Consider the following 19,779-nt stretch of genomic DNA (forward strand, 5'->3'; position numbering starts at 1 on the left):
ATGAAATGCAGATCACTATGGCTCACGGAGCAATCTGGCTGTGCATGGTACTTCTCGTTGGATTAGGTTCAGCGGCAGATGTGCCCTTCGTCTTTGACCAGAGCACTTCGGACGTAGCTGGCTATACTTCCGCCCAAATCGAGCAGGACCATACCACCTCTCCCGATCTGGCCGGAGTGCCCATCGTCTCTTCGCCTTCGGATAACGAGTCCCTGGAGATCCCAATCACAGGCGGAGGCAGTGGTTCAGGGACGCAGGAGAAGAACATCGGAGAGCTCAAGAGGACCCTGGATGCCAGGGTAGAGCCTGATAACCCGCGGGTACGAGATGAGGCGGTGGTCCTGGCGCTCAAGTATCCCGGCGAGAAGACCATCGATCAGATAGTCTCCATCTATGACTACCTGAAGAATGGTGATGAATCTAAGAAAGGGTGGGGATACGTATCCGATCCCAGGGGCATAGACGATTTCATGTTCGCCAACCAGACTCTCAGGAATGGCGAGAGAGCGAACTGTGTGGGCGGTGGCGATTGCGATGATTTTGCCATACTCATGTCCGCATTGGTGGAGTCCATCGGCGGAACGACAAGGATCATACTCGCACGAAACAACAGCACCGGGGGGCATGCTTATACCGAGGTCTATCTGGGGAGGATCAATAATAGTGATAGCGGCGATCAGGTGGAGGCAATCATTGATTGGCTGAAAGAGAAGCTTGATGCGGATAAGATCTATACCCATATCGATACTGACACTAAAGACGTATGGCTGAACCTGGACTGGGGGCCGGACGAGAAGGGGTCCGCTCACCCCGGAGGGCCGTTCTACCAGGGAGACAAGCACATAGTGCTCTGTGTCAGGGACAAAGTGTTGAAGACTCCCATGAGGCTGCCTGAGAAATCCAATAAACCACCAAAGCTGATCAGCCTGACTGCAGACAAGTCTAGCCCTCAGGAGGCGGGTGCTGCCATCACCTGGACCGCAGAGGCCAGGGATCCAGAAGAAGATCAAATGCTGTACCGCTTTTACCTGAACGATGAGCCTGCAACCAAATGGATCAACGAAGATATGTGGACCTGGACGGCAGAGGATTATGATTCTGGCGAGAACCAGATCGAGGTTCGAATAAGAGATGGAAAGCACGCAGGAGCAGAAGGTTTCGACAGCAGAAAGGTCGCCAGCTTCGAGATAGCTGAGGTCGAGCAGACGCAGCCTGTGAAGCAAGATCGGATCGAGGATAACAGAGCCATACCTGAAGAGAGTTCAGTAGCGATGGATGTGACTGCGGATGTGGATGATCGCATCGTATCTGAAGCAAAAACCTGGTCCAAGACATATGGCGGAGAAGAATTTGATGATGGCACGTCAGTCCAGCAGACCCTCGATGGCGGGTATATCATTACGGGCAGAACATTCTCCATCGGAGCAGGCTTCAGCGATTTATGGCTGATCAAGACCGGTGACCGGGGAAACAAGCTATGGGAGAGGACGTTTGGCGGTGAAGAATTTGACGTGGGCGAGTCAGTCCATCAGACCCTCGATGGCGGATATATAATTACGGGCTCTACAGACTCCTTCGGGGAAGGCAGCAGAGATCTGTGGCTGATAAAGACCGATGACCAGGGAAACAAGCTATGGGAGAGGACGTTTGGCGGAGCACATTATGATGAGGTCAGTTCAGTCCAGCAGACATTCGATGGTGGGTATATCATTACTGGCGGTACATCCTCCTTCGGGGCAGGAGATATGGATCTGTGGCTGATAAAGACCGACGACCAGGGAAACAAGCTATGGGAGAGGACGTTTGGCGGAGCACATTATGATGAGGGCGAGTCAGTCCATCAGACTCTTGATGGCGGGTATATCATTACGGGCTCTACAGAGTCCTTCGGGGAAGGCAGCAATGATTTATGGCTGATCAAAGCAGATGCGGAGGGCAATGATCTGTGGGATAAGACGTTTGGCGGATTAGAAAGTGATTGGGGCTATTCAGTCCAGCAGACCCTCGATGGTGGCTATATCATTACGGGCGAAACATCCTCCTTCGGAGAAGGCGAAAGAGATCTGTGGCTGATAAAGACCGATGACCAGGGAAACAAGATCTGGGGTAGGACATTTGGCGGTGCGGAAGATGATGAGGGCAAGTCAGTCCAGCAGACCCACGATGGTGGCTATATCATTACGGGCGAAACATCCTCCTTCGGGGAAGGCGAAAGAGATCTGTGGCTGATAAAGACCGATGAACAGGGCAGCAAGCTATGGGATAGAACATTTGGCGGTGCGGAAGATGATGAGGGCAAGTCAGTCCAGCAGACCCACGATGGTGGCTATATCATTACGGGCGAAACATCCTCCTTCGGGGAAGGCGAAGGAGATCTGTGGCTGATCAAGACCGATGAACAGGGCAATGTATGATGCCTGTATCCGCGAAGCTGAATGGACTATGCGATGCCAAGAGGAGAAAGCCACATATATTTCGCATGAATTAGATAATTAATAGCGGACAAGCAAATGCAGATCATTATGGCTCACGGAGCAATCTGGCTGTGCATGGTACTTCTCGTTGGATCAGGGTCAGCAGCAGATGTGCCCTTCGTCTTTGACCAGAGCACTTCGGACGTAGCTGGCTATACTTCCGCCCAAATCGAGCAGGACCATACCACATCTCCCGATCTGGCTGGAGTGCCCATCGTCTCTTCACCGTCTGATAACGAGTCCCTGGAGATCCCGATTACAGGCGGAGGCAGTGGTTCAGGGACACAGGAGAAGAACATCGGAGAGCTCAAGAGGACCCTGGATGCCAGGGTAGAGCCTGACAACCCGCGGGTACGAGATGAGGCGGTGGTCCTGGCGCTCAAGTATCCCGGCGAGAAGACCATCGATCAGATAGTATCCATCTATGACTACCTGAAGAATGGTGATGAATCTAAGAAAGGGTGGGGATACGTATCTGACCCCAGGGGCATAGACGATTTCATGTTCGCCAACCAGACTCTCAGGAATGGCGAGAGAGCGAACTGTGTGGGCGGTGGCGATTGCGATGATTTTGCCATACTCATGTCTGCACTGGTGGAGTCAATCGGCGGAACGACAAGGATCATACTCGCAAGAAACAACAGCACCGGGGGGCATGCTTATGCTGAGGTCTATCTGGGGAGGATCAATAATAGTGATAGCGGCGGCCAGGTGGAGGCGATCGTCGGTTGGCTGAAAGAGAAGCTTGATGCGGATAAGATCTATACCCATATCGATACTGACACTAAAGACGTATGGCTGAACCTGGACTGGGGGCCGGACGAGAAGGGGTCTGCTCACCCCGGAGGGCCGTTCTATCAAGGAGACAAGCACATAGTGCTGTGCATAAGAGATGCCTTTAGCAGGACCCCGCTAAGGCTGCCGGAGGCACCAGAAGATGAAGCTGAACAAGGCACGTCTGAGCGGCAGGAGGCTGGCAACAAAACCATTGGCCAAACGGTCACTAAATCAATTCAAGAAGCAGTTAGTATCAATCAATCGCGCGTAGGGCAACAGACAACCAGCACCTCAGGCATAGAAGTCCAGTCCTGGTCCAAGACATTTTGCAGGGAAGAAAATAATATAGGCTGGTCAGTCCAGCAGACCCTCGATGGCGGGTATATCATTACTGGCTACACAGGGTCCTTCAGGGCAGGCAAGTATGATCTTTGGCTGATAAAGACCGATGACCAGGGAAACGGGCTATGGGAGAGGACGTTTGGCGGAGCAAATTATCATTATAGCTATTCAGTCCAGCAGACTCTCGATGGCGGGTATATCATTACGGGCTCTACATACTCCTTCGGGGCAGGCAGTTCCGATCTGTGGCTGATCAAGACCGATGACCAGGGAAACAGGCTATGGGAGAGGACGTTTGGCGGAGCAGAATATGATTGGGGCATGTCAGTCCAGCAGACTCTCGATGGCGGGTATATCATTACGGGCTCTACATACTCCTTCGGGGCAGGCAGCAGAGATCTGTGGCTGATCAAGACCGATGACCAGGGAAACAGGCTATGGGATAGGACATTTGGCGGAGAAGAACATGATTGGGGCACGTCAGTCCAGCAGACCCTCGATGGCGGGTATATCATTACGGGCTCTACATACTCCTTCGGGGCAGGCAGCAGAGATCTATGGCTGATCAAGACCGATAACCAGGGCAACAGGCTATGGGATAGGACATTTGGCGGAGAAGAAGATGATGTGGGCGAGTCAGTCCAGCAGGCCCACGATGGCGGGTATATCATTACGGGCTCTACATACTCCTTCGGGGCAGGCAGTTCCGATCTGTGGCTGATCAAGACCGATGACCAGGGAAACAGGCTATGGGAGAGGACGTTTGGCGGAGAAGAATCTGATAAGGGCTATTCAGTCCAGCAGACTCTCGATGGCGAGTATATAATTACCGGCTATACAGGGTCTTTCGGGACAGGTAATAGCGATCTATGGTTGATCAAGACCGATGACGAGGGCAACAAGATCTGGGATAGAACGTTTGGCGGAGCAGAATATGATGATGGCAAGTCAGTCCAGCAGACCCTCGATGGCGGGTATATCATTACGGGCTCTACATACTCCTTCGGGGCAGGCATTGGAGATCTGTGGCTTATCAAGACCGATGCGGAAGGCAATGTATGATGCCAGTATCATCTACGAGGCTGCTTGTGACGGTAAATGTCCGGAAATCTTAAATTTTCAATCACCGGGGCCACGATGCTCCCGCAGGCGCAACCGAGAAGAAGGCGCATGACATGAAGCGGATATTGGGCCAGAAGTGGAGGCAGATGATCCGGCAGTGATCGAAAAAGGCTGTCCTGGTATCGCGTGCTCTGCTAGCTTCTTCGCCATTTTTTTTAGCAGCAGATCCTCTGCATAAAAGGATAGCATCCATAAATTCTCTTCTATATTTCCCCAGTGCCCTTTTCAATATCCCCCAGCAGCTGCACCACTTTCCGGCGCAGATCCTCCAGGCTTCCCGAGTTGTCTATCCGGTAATCCGCCCTCTCCATGGCCTGGGCTAATCCCCAGCCCTTCTCCCGGCACTCCCTCTCCTCCAGAGCGGAAGCTGATCTGCTCTTTGCCTGGCCCTCAGCCTCTGCGTTGCCCCTAACCTCACCCCATTCCTTGGGATCGTCCGGCCGCCCCCTCTTCTCCAGCCGCCCCAGCCGGGCCTCTGCTGCTGCCTGGACCTCAATTAAGTAGAACTCATCTGCCTGGGATCGAAAGAACTCCGCCTCCGCTCCGGAGCGCAGACCGTCTACCACAACCAGGTCTCTTCCCGTCTTTCGAGCCATCTTTAGCGTCTTTCTGGCTATGGCCTCCGGGCCATCCTTCTCCCGCAGGGCATTGCCTATCCGGCCCAGGTTCTGGTCAGTCGGCTCCAGGCCCAGCCGGGCAGCCTCCTGGCGGATGACATCTCCCATGACCACCACGCTCAAACCCAGCTCTCGGGCGATCTTCGAGGCCTCGCCCTTTCCCGAGCCCGGCAAGCCCACAAAACCGATGATCTTCATTATCTCCACCACTCAAGTGCTCTTGCTGATCTGGCCCGCCCATTTGATCACAGCCGGTGCTCGCACAGCGACTGGAATTAGCTGGCCTGCGGCCCGGGCCATCTCCTGCATCGCCTCCAGGGATACCGGCTCAAACCAGGACTCGCCCTCTCTGGGATGACCCTGCTGGAGAACAAAGTGCTCCAGATGGCTATCAGGGTACTCTCCACCAAGCTTTTCCAGAATCCTGGCGATCTCCTTCACCTGACTGCAGGAGGGCAGTTCAGGAAAGACCGTGCACCTGGCGTCGAATGCTACGCCAAATTCATGGCAGATCTCCAGGCTCTCCCGAACCCGGGCGGCTACACCCCCTATGCCCGTGGCCATCTGGTAAGCGGGCTCATTAAGCACCGTCTTCAAGTCTATGAATACCTTATCCACAATGCCCCCCTCAAGCAGCGTCTTCAGCCTGTCGGGGTAGAATCCCGATGTCTCAAGCCCGCTGGCCAGCTCAAGGCTCCTGGCCAGGCCAAACAGCCTATGACAGGCCTTTAGCTGCTGCAGGGGCTCGCCTCCCGAGAGGACGAAGGCTTCGACGAATGGCCGGGACGATGCTCTAATAGATGCATCCTCCAGGCTGATCTGGTGGAGATTAGCCCTCAATTTTATAGCCGGAGTATGCAGGCCTTTGGTCCGGCAGACTATCCGCGATGCCAGAGCATGAAATTCGATGTCGCTCTCGCCGGTCTGAAGGGCATGATTGTGGCAGTGGGGGCAGCGAAGGGGACAGCCGCGCAGGAATACGACCAACGCCGCCTTTCCCAGCCAGTCCACTGTTGATAGAGGGACTATGCCCCCAAAGTTGACCAACAGCTCATCACCCGCTTTTTTCTGGCAGAATGAGACTCATCTCTTTGCCGGCGATCCTGGTCAGCCTCTCCAGAAGCTCTGACTGCTTTGACCCCATCCTCTCCTCCAGAATCAAAAGGTCCTTGCGGCTCTGCTCCAGTGCAGCCTCGAGTTTTATCAGGGCTTTCTTATCCTGAGAGATGGTGTCTTTCAGTTGAAGCGCCTCTTTGCTGCTCTCCTTCAACTGACCCTCCAGGGATTTGATCTCCTCTGCCAGGCTGAAATGGCGGGACCGGGCCAATTCCAGCGACCTCTTCCCGATCAGCTGATCGATATGATCCAAGACCTTCTCCTTCTTTCGATCCTTCAATCCCAGGGTGGCCAGATGAGCGCGCAACTCCTCCAGGGATCCGGCAATTTCATTATCCGAGACCTGAGCGGGATTGTTCATCAGCTGCAGGAAAACCTCGCCATGCTCGAGGCTGATCCTGTCGCTCGAGCTTTGCTTGGTGATCCTGCCCAGGGCCTTGGTCAGGGGAGAGATAAGGGATCTCAGCTCCTCTTCTGTCTGGATCTTCTCCCTTTTTTTCTCCTCCAGGCTCTTTTTCAGCTCTTCGGTCCTTCTGCCCAGCTCGCTTGCCGCCAGATTCCTTATTCTCTCCTCATGATCCCTCAGCCGAGCAGCAGTGCTGCCAATGAGCGCCTCCTCTCCGGCCACCTTCTTCTTCAAGGAGTCTATGGCCACGAGGCCCTTTCCAAGCTCTTCTGCCAGCTCCTTTGAGTACCAGATCTCCTCAGACAGCTTCCTTCTCTTGTCGATCATCTCTTCCAGCTCGACCAAAGTGCGGCTGATCTGGCCCAGATCGGAGTTTATGCTCTCCAGGCTCTTGGGAAAGATGGCAGCTACATAGCGCTGCGCCCTTCCAAAGGTGGTCACCGTTCTCTCCAGGCCCTTGACCAAAGCCCAGTGGTGCTCGCTGGCGGACTGAAGATCCATTTTCCTGGGAGGATCTATCTTCTCTTCCAGCGATTCCATCTGCTTGACCACCTCACCCCGGGCGGCGAGCCCTGCCCTGAGGAGCTTTGGAGGAGTGGAAGGGTCCGGCTCGGCCGAGGCCAGTCTGGAGACGTCTAGAGAAAGCTCTTTTGCTTGATCCTCAAGATGGCGATATATCTCGGAGAGGCTCTTCTCCCATCCAGCGGAGGTCTCCTTATCCTCCAGCCAGGAGATTACATCCTCCAGCCTCAGGCTCTCCCCCGCCTCCGATCCCGATCCCGAGAAGATCTTCCTCAGCCAATTCAAGGCAGTCTCCCCTGCTTTGACCTTCTTGCTTTTGTCTTGTTTGCAGGCGGCCGTTCTCCTGGAGGCTGCGCTTCGCTTGCTGCTTGATTTTTCGTAATCCCGTTCACCTCTTCCTCTCCGTCTTTTCCATATCCTTCAATGGCTTCATCTGATCTCATCCCGTCCATCCTCTCCTCACGAGCCAGCTGAAGGAGGACCTTCTCTGCGATCTTCGGTCCAAGAAGCCTGGCGATCTCCACCGGATCTGTGCTCTTAAGCTTCTCCCGGTTGGTTATGCCGGACTGATGGAGCTTTCTTGCCCTCACCCGTCCCACTCCCTTCAGATCCAGCAAGGATAAGAGATCCTGGCCGGCGCCATAATGGAGGCGAACCGATAGCTGCTCCGCCCTGTAGGTGATTCCCAGATCAAGGTGCTTGGACAGCTCTGCTAAAGAGTGCATCAGCCACTCTGCGGTCTCCGCAGACCGGCGGATGTCACCTGGTCCGATGCGATACCGGTCGCTTATAAGCTCCTCTTTAACCTCACCGATCCAGTCGAACAGCATAGAGGAGGTCTTGGCCTCGCGGAGGAGATAATCATAATTCTCCTCATTGAACAGCTCGCTCTGATTGAGATCGATGAACTCCTCCACCCAGCCGTCTGCCGACTGGATGTAAAGCAATGCCATATCCGGAGTCATGGTTATGAGATGGATGAGGGAGAGGTCGGTGGGCTTTCTCACTGTAGCTTCTTTGCCGTTTTTCTCCTCCCGCCCCCCCTTCTCTGCCAGGTTCTCCAACATGATGACCGCGCTCAAGGGGTCGATATACAGCTTGGAGACCAGAGAGCCCAGCTTTGTTGGCGTAAGGTCGCCCTCCGGACTGTCCACGATCATTCCGTTATCTGAGAGGAAGGCGAGAACCTTCTCCAAAGCAGCATCCAGGTGCCAGGGATCCTGCTGATAAGCATAAAATGTGGTGGCAATGAACTCCTTCAGCTCGCCCTCCGTCCGGGCAAAACCGGCGGTGATGGTGGAGAGGATATGAGTGCGCAGAGCGCTCTCGCTGGCCAGTTTCGACCAGATCTCCTCAGGCGAGCCGTCGATATAGTGCTCCTTCAGATTACGCATCTCCGAGTCGTCCTTGGCCATGAGGAAGGATTCGCCATAAGGATCCAGCCCCGGCCTTCCCGCCCTGCCCGCCATCTGGCGGTACTCGATCACCGGTATGGGGACCATTCCCGAGCCGTACTCATACCTCCGGTAGCTCTTGATCAGCACCCTGCGTGCGGGCAGGTTCAGGCCGGCAGCCAGGGTCGGAGTGCTGGCGATGACCTTGATCCTGTTCTCCCGGAAACCCTGCTCAACCAGCCTGCGCTGATCGGGCAGGAGGCCTGCATGATGAAATGCAATGCCTCTGGAGACACATGAGGCCAGGCGATGGCAGGTCTCGCTCTCTCCTGTGGCCAGGATGCTTTCCGACAGGGTCTCGGCCTTTGGATCTGGAGGAATCAGGTTGCTGAGCTTGATGGCTGCAGCCTCGGCATTCTTGCGGGAGTTCTCGAATATCAGAATCTGGGCGTCCTGAGAGAGGGTGTCTCTGACCAGGGCGATAGACTCGTCCTTCTTCTCATCCTTCTTCGCCTCAAGAGCCCTCTCTTCGTCCGAGAAGACCAGCCTGCCCTTGCAGATGACCCCCTCCTTCAGAGCTATGGGCCTCCAATCGCTGCTCACCAGCTCTGCATCCAGCCAGTCTGCCAGTTCTCGGGAGTTGGCCACCGTCGCCGAAAGGCCGATGATCTGCAATCCAGAGTTAGAGCGACGCAGCTTGGTGATGGTCATCTCCAGGGTAGGACCCCGGCCAACGTCGTTTAAGAGGTGGATCTCATCGATCACCAGAACGGCCAGGTCTCGAATCCAGGAGGCGCCGTTTCTCATCAATGAGTCCGCCTTCTCTGAGGTGGCGATGATGATCTGATTTCTGCCCAGGCGTTCGTCCTTCTTATCGAAGTCGCCTGTGCTTATGCCTACGCTCACGCCCAGATCTTTGAATCTTTGAAAAGAATCGAACTTCTCTGCTGCCAGGGCGCGCAGAGGGACGATGTAAAGGGATCGCTTCGACTGCAAAGCGGCTTTGAGCATGGCCAGCTCCGCCAGGAAGGTCTTGCCCGAAGCGGTAGCCAGGGCAAGAAGCATGTTTTTGCCTTCCAGAAGGCCTCGTTCCACGGCTTGTGCCTGTGGCGGATAAAGCTCGTTATACCCCTGCCCTTCGTAAAGCTCGATGGCCTCCTGGGGCAGCCAGCGGCTCAAATCCCTAATCTCCAGCATCAATCTCCCTTTCGGCTCGATAACTTCAAGACGTCCTATCTCGACCGATCTTCTATATGACCTTCAAGGATCTGCCCGGGCTCCTCTAATCTTAAATACTACGTGAAAGTAGTACCTGCGGGATAATAACCTGGACAGGAACGAAAAAAGAATTACCGTCATCATATAAATGCATCTTCCATGGAGAGAACCTAATGTATGCCGATCGGATAAAGAATCTCCCGCCGTACCTTTTTGCCGGCATCGATAAGGCGAAACAGGAGGCAAGGGCAAAAGGCGTGGACGTAATCGATCTGAGCGTTGGCGATCCGGATCTTCCGACGCCCGATCACATTGTTCAGGCCTTAAAGCAGGCGGCGAATGACTCATCGAACCATCAGTACCCATCTTATGAGGGAAAACTCGCCTTCCGGAATGCAGTGGCAGACTGGTATAAAAAGACCTTTGATATTGATCTGGATCCAAAGAACGAGGTGCTCACTCTGATCGGCTCCAAGGAGGGTATCGCTCATGCACCGCTGGCCTTCATCAATCCGGGAGACGTGGCGCTTGTCCCTGATCCTGCTTACCCGGTTTATGCAACGGCCACGGCCTTCGCCGGCGGAGAGCCCGCCATAATGCCGCTTTTGAGGGAGAACGGCTTTTTGCCGGACCTCGATGCCATCCCGGCAGATGTCGCCCGACGGGCGAAGATCATGTTTCTCAACTATCCAAACAACCCCATCGGTGCTACGGCTAGCGAGAAGTTCTTCGGAGAATTGGTCGACTACGCTCGGGATCATAATATCATAATAATGCACGACAATCCCTACTCCGAGATCTACTACGATGGCAATAGATCCCTGAGCATTCTGGAGATAGATGGGGCAAAGGAGGTTGCCGTGGAGTTTCATTCCCTCTCCAAGACCTACAACATGACCGGCTGGAGGATAGGATCGGTCGTGGGCAATGCCGATGTCCTGGCCGGGATAGGCAAGGTCAAGAGCAACATCGATTCGGGAACCTTTGGCGCAGTGCAGGATGCAGGAATCGTGGCCTTGAGCAGCCCAAAAGAAGTGGTGGATGAGATCCGCAAGGTCTACCAGCAGCGGATAGAGATCCTGTACAAGGCCCTCAAGGATATCGATCTAGTACTGGAGAAGCCCAGGGCGACGCTATACCTCTGGGCCTGGGTAAAAGGAAGCTCCATCGATTATGCTGCAAAGCTGCTGGAGAGGACAGGGATAGTGGCCACGCCTGGTCTCGGATTTGGAAAGTACGGCGAGGGCTACATGCGCTTTTCCATCACCAGAGAGACGAAGAGGGTAGAAGAGGCAGCAAGGCGCCTGGAGAAGATGAAGGATTAGGTGGATTCGAGCCACAGAAAGTCTGGAGGGAACCATATTGCTTGAAAGTTATTCCGCAAAAGAAGTCGAGGCCAAGTGGCAGAGGATCTGGGAGGAGAATGCGATCTTTGAGCCGGAGCCTGATGAGCGCCAGAAGTTTCTCTTGACCATACCCTATCCTTATTTGAATGGTAATCTGCATGCCGGTCACACCCGCACATTCACCATAGGAGATGCATATGCCCGCTACAAGAGGATGAGGGGCTACAATGTCCTCTTCCCTATGGGGTTTCATGCCACAGGAACGCCCATCGTGGGCCTGTCCGAGCTCATAGCCAACAAAGATCCTCTCATCTGGGGAGTCTACACCCGGCTGCATGGCATTCCTGAGGAGGAGCTGGCCAGCCTGAATACGCCGGAGAAGATAGTGCTCTATTTCCGACGCCAGGCCAAAGCAGCAATGCAGTCCATCGGCTACTCCATAGACTGGAGGCGAGAGTTCACCACCACTGATCCCGCTTACAGCAAGTTCATCGAATGGCAGTTCGGCATACTGCGAAATCTCGATTATGTGGTCAAGGGCAGCCACCCGGTGCGCTGGTGTCCGCACGACAAGAATCCGGTGGAGGACCATGACATCCTCAAGGGCGAGGATGCCACCATTATGGACTTCGCCCTGATCAAGTTCAGGATGGGGGATGCGATTATGCCCTGTGCCACCCTGAGGCCGGAGACCGTCTTCGGCGTGACCAACCTCTGGCTGAACCCAAGTGTCACTTATGTCATGGCGAGGATCAACGACGAGAACTGGATCGTCTCGAAAGAGGCCTATGAGAAGCTGACCTATACCGACCGAGCTGTGGCCTGGGGAGCGGAGATACCCGGAATTGAGCTTATCGGCAAGAGGGTGACCAATCCGCTCACCGGGGCGGAGGTGCTCGTTCTGCCCGCAGGGTTCGTGGATCCAGACAATGGCTCAGGGATTGTGATGTCCGTTCCAGCCCATGCCCCTTACGATTATCTGGCACTGAAGGATCTGTACGAGGAAGACCTGAGCCAGTATGGCATCAAAGAGGACCTGAGAGCAATCGAGTTCATATCCCTGATAGAGTCGCCTGGCTACGGGGAGTTCCCGGCAGTGGAAGCAGTGAAAGAGCTCGGGGTCCGGGATCAGAATGACCCCAAAGCGGAGGAAGCGACCAAAATGGTCTACCGCCGCGAGTTTCATAACGGAGTTCTCAAGCCCAACACCGGCCGCTACGCGGGCGTGGCGGTGAGCAAGATCAAGGACCTGCTGCTCAGGGATCTGATCGATCGAGGGATAGCCGAGATCTTCTATGAGTTCTCCGAGACCCCGGTGATCTGTCGCTGCGGCACCAGGTGCGTTATCATGATGGTGCGGGACCAGTGGTTCCTGGAGTACTCCAATCCCGAGTGGAAGGGCAGGGTTTTATGGTGCCTGTCCAGGATGAACATAATACCACCGGAGTTCCGGGTGGAGTTCGAGAACAAGATCGACTGGCTGAAGGACAAGGCCTGCGCCAGGCGGAAGGGTCTGGGAACTCACCTCCCCTGGGATAAGGAGTGGCTGATTGAGTCCCTGGGAGACTCGACCATTTACATGGCCTACTATATCCTGGCCAAGTATGTGAATGCCGGGATGAAGATCGACAGCTTGCCCCCGGAGTTTTTCGAGTACATCTTCATGGACAACGGCGATGCCGCAGCTGTAGCGAACCTGACCGGCCTCCCTGAGCAGACGGTGCAGCAGATTCACGACGACTTCGCCTACTGGTATCCCGTAGATCTGCGCACATCGGGCAAGGACCTGGTGGCCAACCATCTGCTCTTTTTCCTCTACCATCATGTGGCCATATTCCCGGAGCAGCTCTGGCCGAAGGCGATAGCCGTAAACGGTTTTGTCTCCCTGGAGGGGCAGAAGATGTCCAAGTCCAAGGGGCCGCTCCTGACTCTACGCCAGGCGGTGGCGGAGAACGGGGCGGATGTGACAAGGCTCTACATTCTGGGCAATGCCGAGGGGACGGCGGATGTGGACTGGAGAAATGATGGGGTTGAGGCCACCCATGCTCATCTGGACCGGTTCTACAATCTGGCGCGGGAGATAATGGCCGATGGGAGCATAGACGAGAGTGCGGAAAAGACGCTCATCGACCGCTGGATGCTCTCCCGGCTGCAGAGGCGGATTGTCCAGGCCACGGAGGCCATGGAGGAGATTCAGACCCGCAGGGCTCTGCAGAGTGCGTTTTACCTCCTGATGGGAGACCTGCGCTGGTATCAGCGCCGGGGAGGGAAAAACCAGCTCCGTGCAGTGCTGTCGGCCTGGGTGAGGATGATGTCGCCCTTCATCCCTCATATCTGCGAGGAGCTCTGGGCCTCGGGACTGGGAGAGGGATATGCCTCTTTGGCGGAGTGGCCGGTGGCGGATGAGTCTCTGATCGACCTGAAGGCGGAGAAGGCAGAAGATCTCCTGGAGAGGACGCTGAACGATGTGCAGGAGATCGTCAATGTCACAGGGACCAAGCCCGCCAAGATCACCCTTTACACCACTCCCCGGTGGAAGAAGGAGATGCTGCGCCTTGCCGTGGCCGCTGCAGCGGGAGGAAAGCTGGACATGGGTGCGTTGATGAAGGAGGCAATGGCCAATCCGGCGATAGCCGAGCACAAGAAAGATGCTCCCAAGTATGCCCAAAAGCTGGCCAAGGCGGCGCATTCGCTCTCTGCGGAAGCGCTGGGCCTTGACGAGTACGAGACCCTGACAAGAGAGAAGGAGTATCTGGCCGGTGCCTTTGGAGTGCTGGTGGAGGTCTACTCGGCCGAGGAGCCGGGAGCAGATCCCAAGGGCAAGAGCCGTCAAGCGGAGCCGGGGAGGCCGGCGATATATATTGAGTGAATCTCGTCTGCCCTTTTTCTTTATGGGAAAGAGGAGATGCAAATGAGCTCTGTTGCCCACGATTGCTGCTGCAAAATAGGCAAGATGCGTGAGGGCAGGCATGATTTCATGGCCAGGATTGAGGATGAGATCATTGTCATCAAGGATGTCACGGTCCTTATCTGCGATACTTGCGGCGAGATCGAATACACTCTGGAAGTATCAAGAGAAATCGACCGGATCAGGAAGGAATTCTTAGCTGGACGGCTGCGAGCCCGGCCCCTGGCGGCGAAGGAGGTCGTATTCAAGCCCCAGCGCGCAGACTCGATTGCATGAGCGTCTTCTGCCTAAAGATTCTCTCAGGAAGGTTCCGATATAGGCGCAGCAGAAAGAGGCGTAAGGGCCGGGAAAACCAGCGATCAATCGTGTGATGCCTCTCCTCGCTTCACAAATCCGCCAGGCTGAGAATCGAACTCAGATGAGTTGCTTCTATTCCTAGATTCCTGCAAATATTGAATAATGGGTAGTCCTGTGTTAATACGCAGGCGCTATTATTTCTTGCACATAAAATTATAGATGAGTCCGCGAAGCCGAATTTCCAGGCATTCGAGCCAAGATATTCATCTGATATTATTTCATTCTTGGTTACATAAATTTCATTAATTTGTTCAAGGTATCTAATATTTGAATCAAATAATTCCTTTTTATCTTTTTTATTGCTAATATCATTATCTATAAGGTTCCAGGCCTCTGAGAGAATTCCTGGAGTTATTATTCGCTCCTTTGTGTGATTCAAATACTGCATTAAGATATCGTAATGCACCTCATTGCAGGGACCACCATCATATTTTAATCTCTTAATTCCTGGAATCATTTCAGGATCATGATTTCCGGCGAGAAATAACAGAAACGGCCCAGTATCGAGAACTACTCTAGCAGGGAATTTGACTGAGCCTTTCAACATCAAGGATTGCTCCCTCGCTGTCGACGATAACCTTGAACTCCTTGCCTGCATCCTCGAATAGATCCTGGACCAAACAAATTACTTCCCAGTTATCTCCATCCCTCTTCACAGAAATGGTTTCAAAGATAAATTTTATTATCGACTTAGTATCCTGGAAATACTTCTTGGCCGCCATCGCGGCACCTTTAGCATCCATATGATCACCTGAAACCTATCTACATTATATTTAGCTCCCTCTTAAATTTTCCCCCAAAAAGTGCCAGAAAGGAATGCGATTCCTATCTCCAGAATCCAGCGAGTGGACACTGCCCCTCGCCAACGCCAGGCGCCCTCCCGCAAGAGCCTGCGTGCACGTGCACGGGCTCGTGGGCGGCAGGTAAATGAGCAAGTGCAAAGATGCGAAAGGCTTTATCTGATTGCCGTGGATATTATTGCGATGTTCGCAGAGTACATCCAGGCAGCAATGGATCAGGCCACCTACGAGATCATCGATGACCCTGAGCCCTTTTATGGCGAGGTGCCCGAGCTGGAGGGCGTATGGGCAACCGGCAAAACCCTGGAAGACTGCCGCAGGGAGCTGCAAGAAGTCATCGAGGGCTGGATTGCATTGAAGCTGAGATTTGGTCATCCAATTCCCGCCATCGGCGGGCATTCGATCAATGCATCAGCGGAGCCGGTGTCCATTGTCGAATAAGCTTTTGCCGGTCCCAAGAAGAGAGCTCATCCGGCGGTTGGGCAAATTGGGATTCGTGGGTCCTTTTCCTGGTGCTGGTCACGAGTATATGTCAAGGGGCCTTTTAGAGGTACGTATTCCGAATCCTCATGGAAGCGATATCAGTACTGCTCTCCTGCAAAAGATCTTGAAGAGAGCTGGAATAAGCAGAGAGGAATGGTTTGATACCGACTAGATAGCTGGGCGCTTCTCAGCACGTTCAATGGTGTGGCTATGGCAGGCTCCGGCTAGTGAGGAAGCGCCTTGATTCATTCCTTAAGTCCGTGCCTGTCGCATTGAGACTGAATGCATATGGAATAATCGCATCCAATCCACCAGGATTCCTCAGAGCGTTGCACTTTCATAGCACCCAAACGCTTGCCCGCACGGACGCGATTCGCCCACCTGCGAGGGCACGCACATGCACGGGCGCAGCGCATGGCAGCCACAGCCGGCCCAGCCCGCCTAGAGCAGTGCCGGGCGAAATTCCTAGCCAGCTACTGAGACCTATGGTCTATCCTTTGGTCTCATGCTACCTGATATGAGACTCCGATCTCCTGGAACTCCGCTGTTTCTTTTCGCTCCAGCTTGGACCTAATCTGTTCAAACTTTCTCACAGTCTCCTGAGAGTACAGCCGTTCTCCACAGCGCAGGCAGACCTCCGCGCAGACCTTTAATACGGCGGTATTGACGCCCCCACGCAGTACCTTTTCAACCTGCTTTTCAATCAGATCCCCACCACAGACAGGACATTTTTCAAACGGTATGCTATTCATTTCTTCCTCACTTTGCAGTCGATCCATCGATTCGGATCTGGACGGTAGACCGTGATCAGGACCGCCCACCCGTTCAACTCGCTATAGGCCCAAACGCTGTGAACCGGATCGCCGGCAAAGGTTTGACCGAAGATCAGAACACTTGGATAAGGTGAATCGTCTGCGTACTCTTCGATCACAACTCCATGCAGAGCCGAAAAGTAGATCTCGTCAAACTTGAGCTCGTCAGCATTGGCTTCTTCATAGGCGTGATCGGTTATTCTAACATGGCCTAGCTGAATGGCTTCCAAGATGTCAGCGAGTTTTGCCCGGCTTCCTCCAACCACGTATTAATAAATTCGTATTATGATAATTAAAGGTTATGTCAAATGATTTTGCGCTTTATCTAGATTCACTATGGCGGCATAGGTAAGTGCCCGAACGAGTGCCCCGCACAATGCCTGGCACCCACTCCCGCAAGAGCGCGCGTGCATGTGCACGGGCTCGGGGGTGGCAGGGCCGAGAGAAAGCAAGAATGAGCTTGCCAATCAAAGGAAGTCTGGTGACCGCTCCCCGGAATCAAGGCGGGGCACGATTCATCCCACCTCTAAAGAGTCGGGAATTCCCTGCCCCTACACCCCGTCGTTCCTCAGAAGGTCCAGCTGACTTGAATAGCCAGAAAAGCCCCTCTCTTCAAAGACGTATTCCTCACCTGATTTTGATCGCAGCGTTCCTTGCAGGAGGGCTAGTTGCTGGAGGTCCAGACGGTCGGGCATCGGCCTGGGATAGTCGAGCACTGTGGGAATGCTCTCAAATACCCCAACCGCAAGTTCCAGGCTCCAATCCCCATTATCTGCTGAGATGTTGTATCGGGCAGGATGGACCATAGTGGCATTATCGATGGCGTATTCTGAATAATCAGCGTATTTCGCCTTCACCTGCCCCCCTGAGAACTCTATTGACTCGCCCTCCTTCTGAATTCCCAGATATGCCTTGGGATTATCCTCTGTTCTGTTCTCCCAGATCTCTCTGTAGCTCAGGCTGAAGTTCTTAGCGGGGTTGGAAGCCTCTGCCCAGGTGAACTGGGGATCATTCAGGGGAAATCTGCCCCATATGTGGTCATGATAGCCAGTCCCGTCAATATCCACCGTCCTGTTGCCGATGGTGAAGCTGCCGGTCACGTTGGCTGATGGCATATAGACCAGCCACTTCATCCAACCGGATTGGCCTGTCTTTGTCTGAGTGGGAATAGCATACCAGGGATCCGCGGCTGCCTCGTAGACCAGGTCCCACCGAAAAAGCTCGCTGGTGGCCTCATCCTCGACCTCTCCCCGAATATGGATCCTCCCCTCTTGATCAGAATAAAAGCCGTTTTTGTCGATATCGAACATGGGAGAATTGCGATCCCCGCCAAATCCCCGGCTCTGATGAGATCCCAATATCGGAATTTGGCCATTCTGCAGCAAAATAACCTGGACCTGAATCCTCTGGTATGCCGTCAGGTTGTCCGGATCGCTCAAAAGGAAGGTAAGCATGAAGTGAGTGTCCCCATCCCGCCCATTGAAGTACCACCATTCATTGTAGAGCTGGTCGTCGATTCCATTTTTCATATAGTGGTAGGCATCGTCCCTGGGATCGGCATTGACTGCAGATACTGCGCTTGATAACAGGAAGATTGCAGATGAAGCTATTGCCACAAATATTATTGATGCCACTAATGCCCGATTCGATATTAATGCTGGATGAAGCACATCATTTTTCATTTCTGCATCTCCCATCTTCGCTTCTGCTCATTCATTGCTAAATCGCTACCATGTAGTCTATTCCATGATCCTCTAAATATAACCATCTTTTCATATAAACATCTTTTCATGCGATTCCCAGGCGCAATTGGCGGCTGAGCAGGCGAATAGCTTCTCTTGGGTCCTTCGCCCTCAACGTCCCGGCAATATCCCAGCTTCCCAGGCTGATCACGGCTTTATTCATCTTCAGGGCCAGGGCGATCTCGGATAGAGTCCCATACTCGCCGGGCAGAGCAATAACTGCATCCGAGCTCCTCACAATTATCGCATTCCTGGCATGGCTCATGCCTGTGGCCACGCTAATTCCCACATAGGGATTGGCATCCTTCCTGTCCCCGGGCAGAATTCCCACCACCGTTCCCCCGCTCTCTGCTGCACCCTTACATGCTGCCTCCATAACCCCACCCAGGCCACCGCAAATGAGGGTGTGCCCCTCCGCTGCCAGGAGCCTCCCAAGCTCCTCTGCCATCTCCCGGACGCAAAGGCTGCAGTCTCCACCTCCTACTACTGCTATTTGTATTCTGATTCCTCCCTAAGACGATAATTCCGCCAGACCCTCTCATTAGACCGGCAGCAGCAATTCCTCGACCGTTCCATTCAGACAGGCTCACTTTTCGAGAGGGCCTTATAAGATCATGATGACGTTTTTCCCTCTGTGGCAAAGAACCATCCGGTAGAAGACGATTATGCCCAGGGACATGGTATCAAGTCTCTTTGAAGGCATATTCATAGATAGCGCCAAAATTGTGAACATGTTATATGCAGAACAGATATATGCAGACCAAAAGTATAAATATAATTAGGCATTAGTATGAATGGAATCTCATGATTCAGGGGGTAAGACAATAATGATAAAGAGGTTTGCATTGCCTTTCGTTCTGGCAGTTCTTATAATTCCCTCATTTGCTCAGGGGGGTGCTGGATACGGCGCAATAGATATTCTGGGAAAGTATGGTGGAATACTTGAATTGGAAGCTTCTGCCTTTGTATTTCCAGAATATACAGATGTCAATATAGATACTCTGAAAATTGGAAACGATCGGGCTTTAGCCATTGGTCCCGGTATAGATCCTATTGCTACAAACAATCTGCTGATCAAGAAGAATCAGAATTCAGGAGACTGCAATTGCTGCTCTGAGGACAGCCCGACAAATGCCAATGTGTCACCCAGCTGTCTGGATTGCTGCAATAAGGTCAATATCGATCAGATCGGCGCTGGCAACAGGGATGCTATAGCATTGGGGCTGTCTGAGGCAACCAATAACGTCAAGATCGTTGCCAATCAGCAGTGATAGTAAAATCCAGTAGCTTGATCCCGTAAAGGCATTATTGGGCCCGCCCACTTCCTTTTTGGGGGCTGAAAG

The 19,779-nt window shown here is 53.6% G+C and carries 18 protein-coding genes; 8 read left to right on the top strand and 10 right to left on the bottom strand.

From position 1 onward, the window contains the following. Positions 1–5 precede the first annotated feature (5 nt). Positions 6–2,414 carry a transglutaminase-like domain-containing protein gene (locus MCON_RS15695; RefSeq protein WP_013719898.1) on the top strand — a complete coding sequence of 803 codons (2,409 nt, stop codon included), beginning with the start codon at positions 6–8 and terminating at the stop codon, positions 2,412–2,414. A 96-nt stretch (positions 2,415–2,510) separates the two neighbouring features. Next, positions 2,511–4,655: a transglutaminase-like domain-containing protein gene (locus MCON_RS15700; RefSeq protein ID WP_013719899.1), complete on the top strand. Its 2,145-nt coding sequence runs from the start codon at positions 2,511–2,513 to the stop codon at positions 4,653–4,655. A 263-nt stretch (positions 4,656–4,918) separates the two neighbouring features. Here the strand turns inward: MCON_RS15700 and MCON_RS10260 are convergent, their stop codons facing one another. Genes MCON_RS10260 through MCON_RS10275 form a run of 4 tightly spaced genes read right to left on the bottom strand, consistent with a single transcriptional unit; the run spans position 4,919 to position 9,967 of the window. After that, on the bottom strand, positions 4,919–5,530 hold the full coding sequence (locus MCON_RS10260) for an AAA family ATPase (RefSeq protein WP_048133186.1): 612 nt from the start codon (positions 5,528–5,530) through the stop codon (positions 4,919–4,921). Positions 5,531–5,542: 12 nt separating this feature from the next. Further along, positions 5,543–6,379, bottom strand: a complete 837-nt coding sequence (locus MCON_RS15305) for a radical SAM protein (RefSeq protein ID WP_013719901.1) — start codon at positions 6,377–6,379, stop codon at positions 5,543–5,545. Positions 6,380–6,386: 7 nt separating this feature from the next. Then, on the bottom strand, positions 6,387–7,661 hold the full coding sequence (locus MCON_RS10270) for a hypothetical protein (protein ID WP_013719902.1): 1,275 nt from the start codon (positions 7,659–7,661) through the stop codon (positions 6,387–6,389). Next, the gene (locus tag MCON_RS10275) at positions 7,658–9,967 is read right to left on the bottom strand and encodes an ATP-dependent DNA helicase (protein ID WP_013719903.1); all 2,310 of its coding nucleotides are present in this window, start codon (positions 9,965–9,967) and stop codon (positions 7,658–7,660) included. The genes MCON_RS10270 and MCON_RS10275 overlap by 4 nt, the downstream gene beginning before the upstream one ends. Before the next feature lie 194 nt (positions 9,968–10,161). Here MCON_RS10275 and MCON_RS10280 point away from each other — a divergent pair, with 194 nt between their 5' ends. Genes MCON_RS10280 through MCON_RS10290 form a run of 3 tightly spaced genes read left to right on the top strand, consistent with a single transcriptional unit; the run spans position 10,162 to position 14,518 of the window. Next, a complete protein-coding gene (locus MCON_RS10280; protein ID WP_013719904.1) occupies positions 10,162–11,313 on the top strand; it encodes an LL-diaminopimelate aminotransferase in 1,152 nt (383 codons plus the stop codon). Positions 11,314–11,350: 37 nt separating this feature from the next. Beyond that, positions 11,351–14,203: a leucine--tRNA ligase gene (gene leuS, locus MCON_RS10285; protein ID WP_013719905.1), complete on the top strand. Its 2,853-nt coding sequence runs from the start codon at positions 11,351–11,353 to the stop codon at positions 14,201–14,203. A gap of 42 nt (positions 14,204–14,245) precedes the next feature. Beyond that, positions 14,246–14,518: a type II toxin-antitoxin system MqsA family antitoxin gene (locus MCON_RS10290; RefSeq protein WP_013719906.1), complete on the top strand. Its 273-nt coding sequence runs from the start codon at positions 14,246–14,248 to the stop codon at positions 14,516–14,518. A gap of 109 nt (positions 14,519–14,627) precedes the next feature. Here the strand turns inward: MCON_RS10290 and MCON_RS10295 are convergent, their stop codons facing one another. Both MCON_RS10295 and MCON_RS10300 read right to left on the bottom strand, forming a co-directional pair. Next, positions 14,628–15,146, bottom strand: a complete 519-nt coding sequence (locus MCON_RS10295) for a PIN domain-containing protein (RefSeq protein WP_157863781.1) — start codon at positions 15,144–15,146, stop codon at positions 14,628–14,630. After that, entirely contained in the window at positions 15,115–15,342 is a 228-nt protein-coding gene (locus MCON_RS10300; RefSeq protein ID WP_013719908.1) for a hypothetical protein, read from the bottom strand. The genes MCON_RS10295 and MCON_RS10300 overlap by 32 nt, the downstream gene beginning before the upstream one ends. A gap of 240 nt (positions 15,343–15,582) precedes the next feature. Here MCON_RS10300 and MCON_RS10305 point away from each other — a divergent pair, with 240 nt between their 5' ends. Together MCON_RS10305 and MCON_RS15705 are read left to right on the top strand one after the other, a co-directional pair. After that, positions 15,583–15,840, top strand: coding sequence for a type II toxin-antitoxin system HicB family antitoxin (locus tag MCON_RS10305; protein ID WP_048132338.1), 258 nt, complete (start codon positions 15,583–15,585; stop codon positions 15,838–15,840). After that, on the top strand, positions 15,806–16,054 hold the full coding sequence (locus tag MCON_RS15705) for a type II toxin-antitoxin system HicA family toxin (RefSeq protein WP_083804714.1): 249 nt from the start codon (positions 15,806–15,808) through the stop codon (positions 16,052–16,054). Before MCON_RS10305 ends, MCON_RS15705 begins: the two co-directional genes overlap by 35 nt. Positions 16,055–16,385: 331 nt before the next feature. Here MCON_RS15705 and MCON_RS10310 read toward each other — a convergent pair whose 3' ends face one another. The 4 genes from MCON_RS10310 to MCON_RS10325 form a co-directional block, all read right to left on the bottom strand. Continuing rightward, a complete protein-coding gene (locus MCON_RS10310; RefSeq protein ID WP_013719911.1) occupies positions 16,386–16,634 on the bottom strand; it encodes a YgiT-type zinc finger protein in 249 nt (82 codons plus the stop codon). Beyond that, positions 16,631–16,960 (bottom strand): DUF4258 domain-containing protein, encoded by a 330-nt coding sequence (locus MCON_RS10315; protein WP_013719912.1) that lies wholly within the window; start codon positions 16,958–16,960, stop codon positions 16,631–16,633. The genes MCON_RS10310 and MCON_RS10315 overlap by 4 nt, the downstream gene beginning before the upstream one ends. 285 nt (positions 16,961–17,245) lie before the next feature. After that, positions 17,246–18,376 (bottom strand): hypothetical protein, encoded by a 1,131-nt coding sequence (locus MCON_RS10320; protein WP_157863782.1) that lies wholly within the window; start codon positions 18,374–18,376, stop codon positions 17,246–17,248. A gap of 106 nt (positions 18,377–18,482) precedes the next feature. Beyond that, positions 18,483–18,941: a TIGR00725 family protein gene (locus tag MCON_RS10325; protein ID WP_048132340.1), complete on the bottom strand. Its 459-nt coding sequence runs from the start codon at positions 18,939–18,941 to the stop codon at positions 18,483–18,485. Between the two features lie 322 nt (positions 18,942–19,263). Between MCON_RS10325 and MCON_RS10330 the strand changes: the two genes are divergently transcribed. Then, complete coding sequence (locus MCON_RS10330) at positions 19,264–19,707, top strand: hypothetical protein (RefSeq protein ID WP_013719915.1); 444 nt, start codon at positions 19,264–19,266, stop codon at positions 19,705–19,707. Positions 19,708–19,779 lie beyond the last annotated feature (72 nt).

It is taken from the genome of Methanothrix soehngenii GP6, assembly GCF_000204415.1.
GTDB classification, from domain to species: Archaea; Halobacteriota; Methanosarcinia; order Methanotrichales; family Methanotrichaceae; genus Methanothrix; species Methanothrix soehngenii.

What these genes read in the sequence shown, in the direction of transcription:
- MCON_RS10295 (WP_157863781.1), bottom strand. Translation starts at nt 15,146, where the DNA reads ATGTTGAAAGGCTCAGTCAAATTCCCTGCTAGAGTAGTTCTCGATACT.
- MCON_RS10310 (WP_013719911.1), bottom strand. Translation starts at nt 16,634, where the DNA reads ATGAATAGCATACCGTTTGAAAAATGTCCTGTCTGTGGTGGGGATCTG.
- MCON_RS10320 (WP_157863782.1), bottom strand. Translation starts at nt 18,376, where the DNA reads ATGAAAAATGATGTGCTTCATCCAGCATTAATATCGAATCGGGCATTA.
- MCON_RS10305 (WP_048132338.1), top strand. Translation starts at nt 15,583, where the DNA reads ATGTTCGCAGAGTACATCCAGGCAGCAATGGATCAGGCCACCTACGAG.
- MCON_RS15695 (WP_013719898.1), top strand. Translation starts at nt 6, where the DNA reads ATGCAGATCACTATGGCTCACGGAGCAATCTGGCTGTGCATGGTACTT.
- MCON_RS10280 (WP_013719904.1), top strand. Translation starts at nt 10,162, where the DNA reads ATGTATGCCGATCGGATAAAGAATCTCCCGCCGTACCTTTTTGCCGGC.
- MCON_RS10330 (WP_013719915.1), top strand. Translation starts at nt 19,264, where the DNA reads ATGATAAAGAGGTTTGCATTGCCTTTCGTTCTGGCAGTTCTTATAATT.
- MCON_RS15705 (WP_083804714.1), top strand. Translation starts at nt 15,806, where the DNA reads ATGCATCAGCGGAGCCGGTGTCCATTGTCGAATAAGCTTTTGCCGGTC.
- MCON_RS10260 (WP_048133186.1), bottom strand. Translation starts at nt 5,530, where the DNA reads ATGAAGATCATCGGTTTTGTGGGCTTGCCGGGCTCGGGAAAGGGCGAG.
- MCON_RS10300 (WP_013719908.1), bottom strand. Translation starts at nt 15,342, where the DNA reads ATGGATGCTAAAGGTGCCGCGATGGCGGCCAAGAAGTATTTCCAGGAT.
- MCON_RS15700 (WP_013719899.1), top strand. Translation starts at nt 2,511, where the DNA reads ATGCAGATCATTATGGCTCACGGAGCAATCTGGCTGTGCATGGTACTT.
- MCON_RS10275 (WP_013719903.1), bottom strand. Translation starts at nt 9,967, where the DNA reads ATGCTGGAGATTAGGGATTTGAGCCGCTGGCTGCCCCAGGAGGCCATC.
- MCON_RS10290 (WP_013719906.1), top strand. Translation starts at nt 14,246, where the DNA reads ATGAGCTCTGTTGCCCACGATTGCTGCTGCAAAATAGGCAAGATGCGT.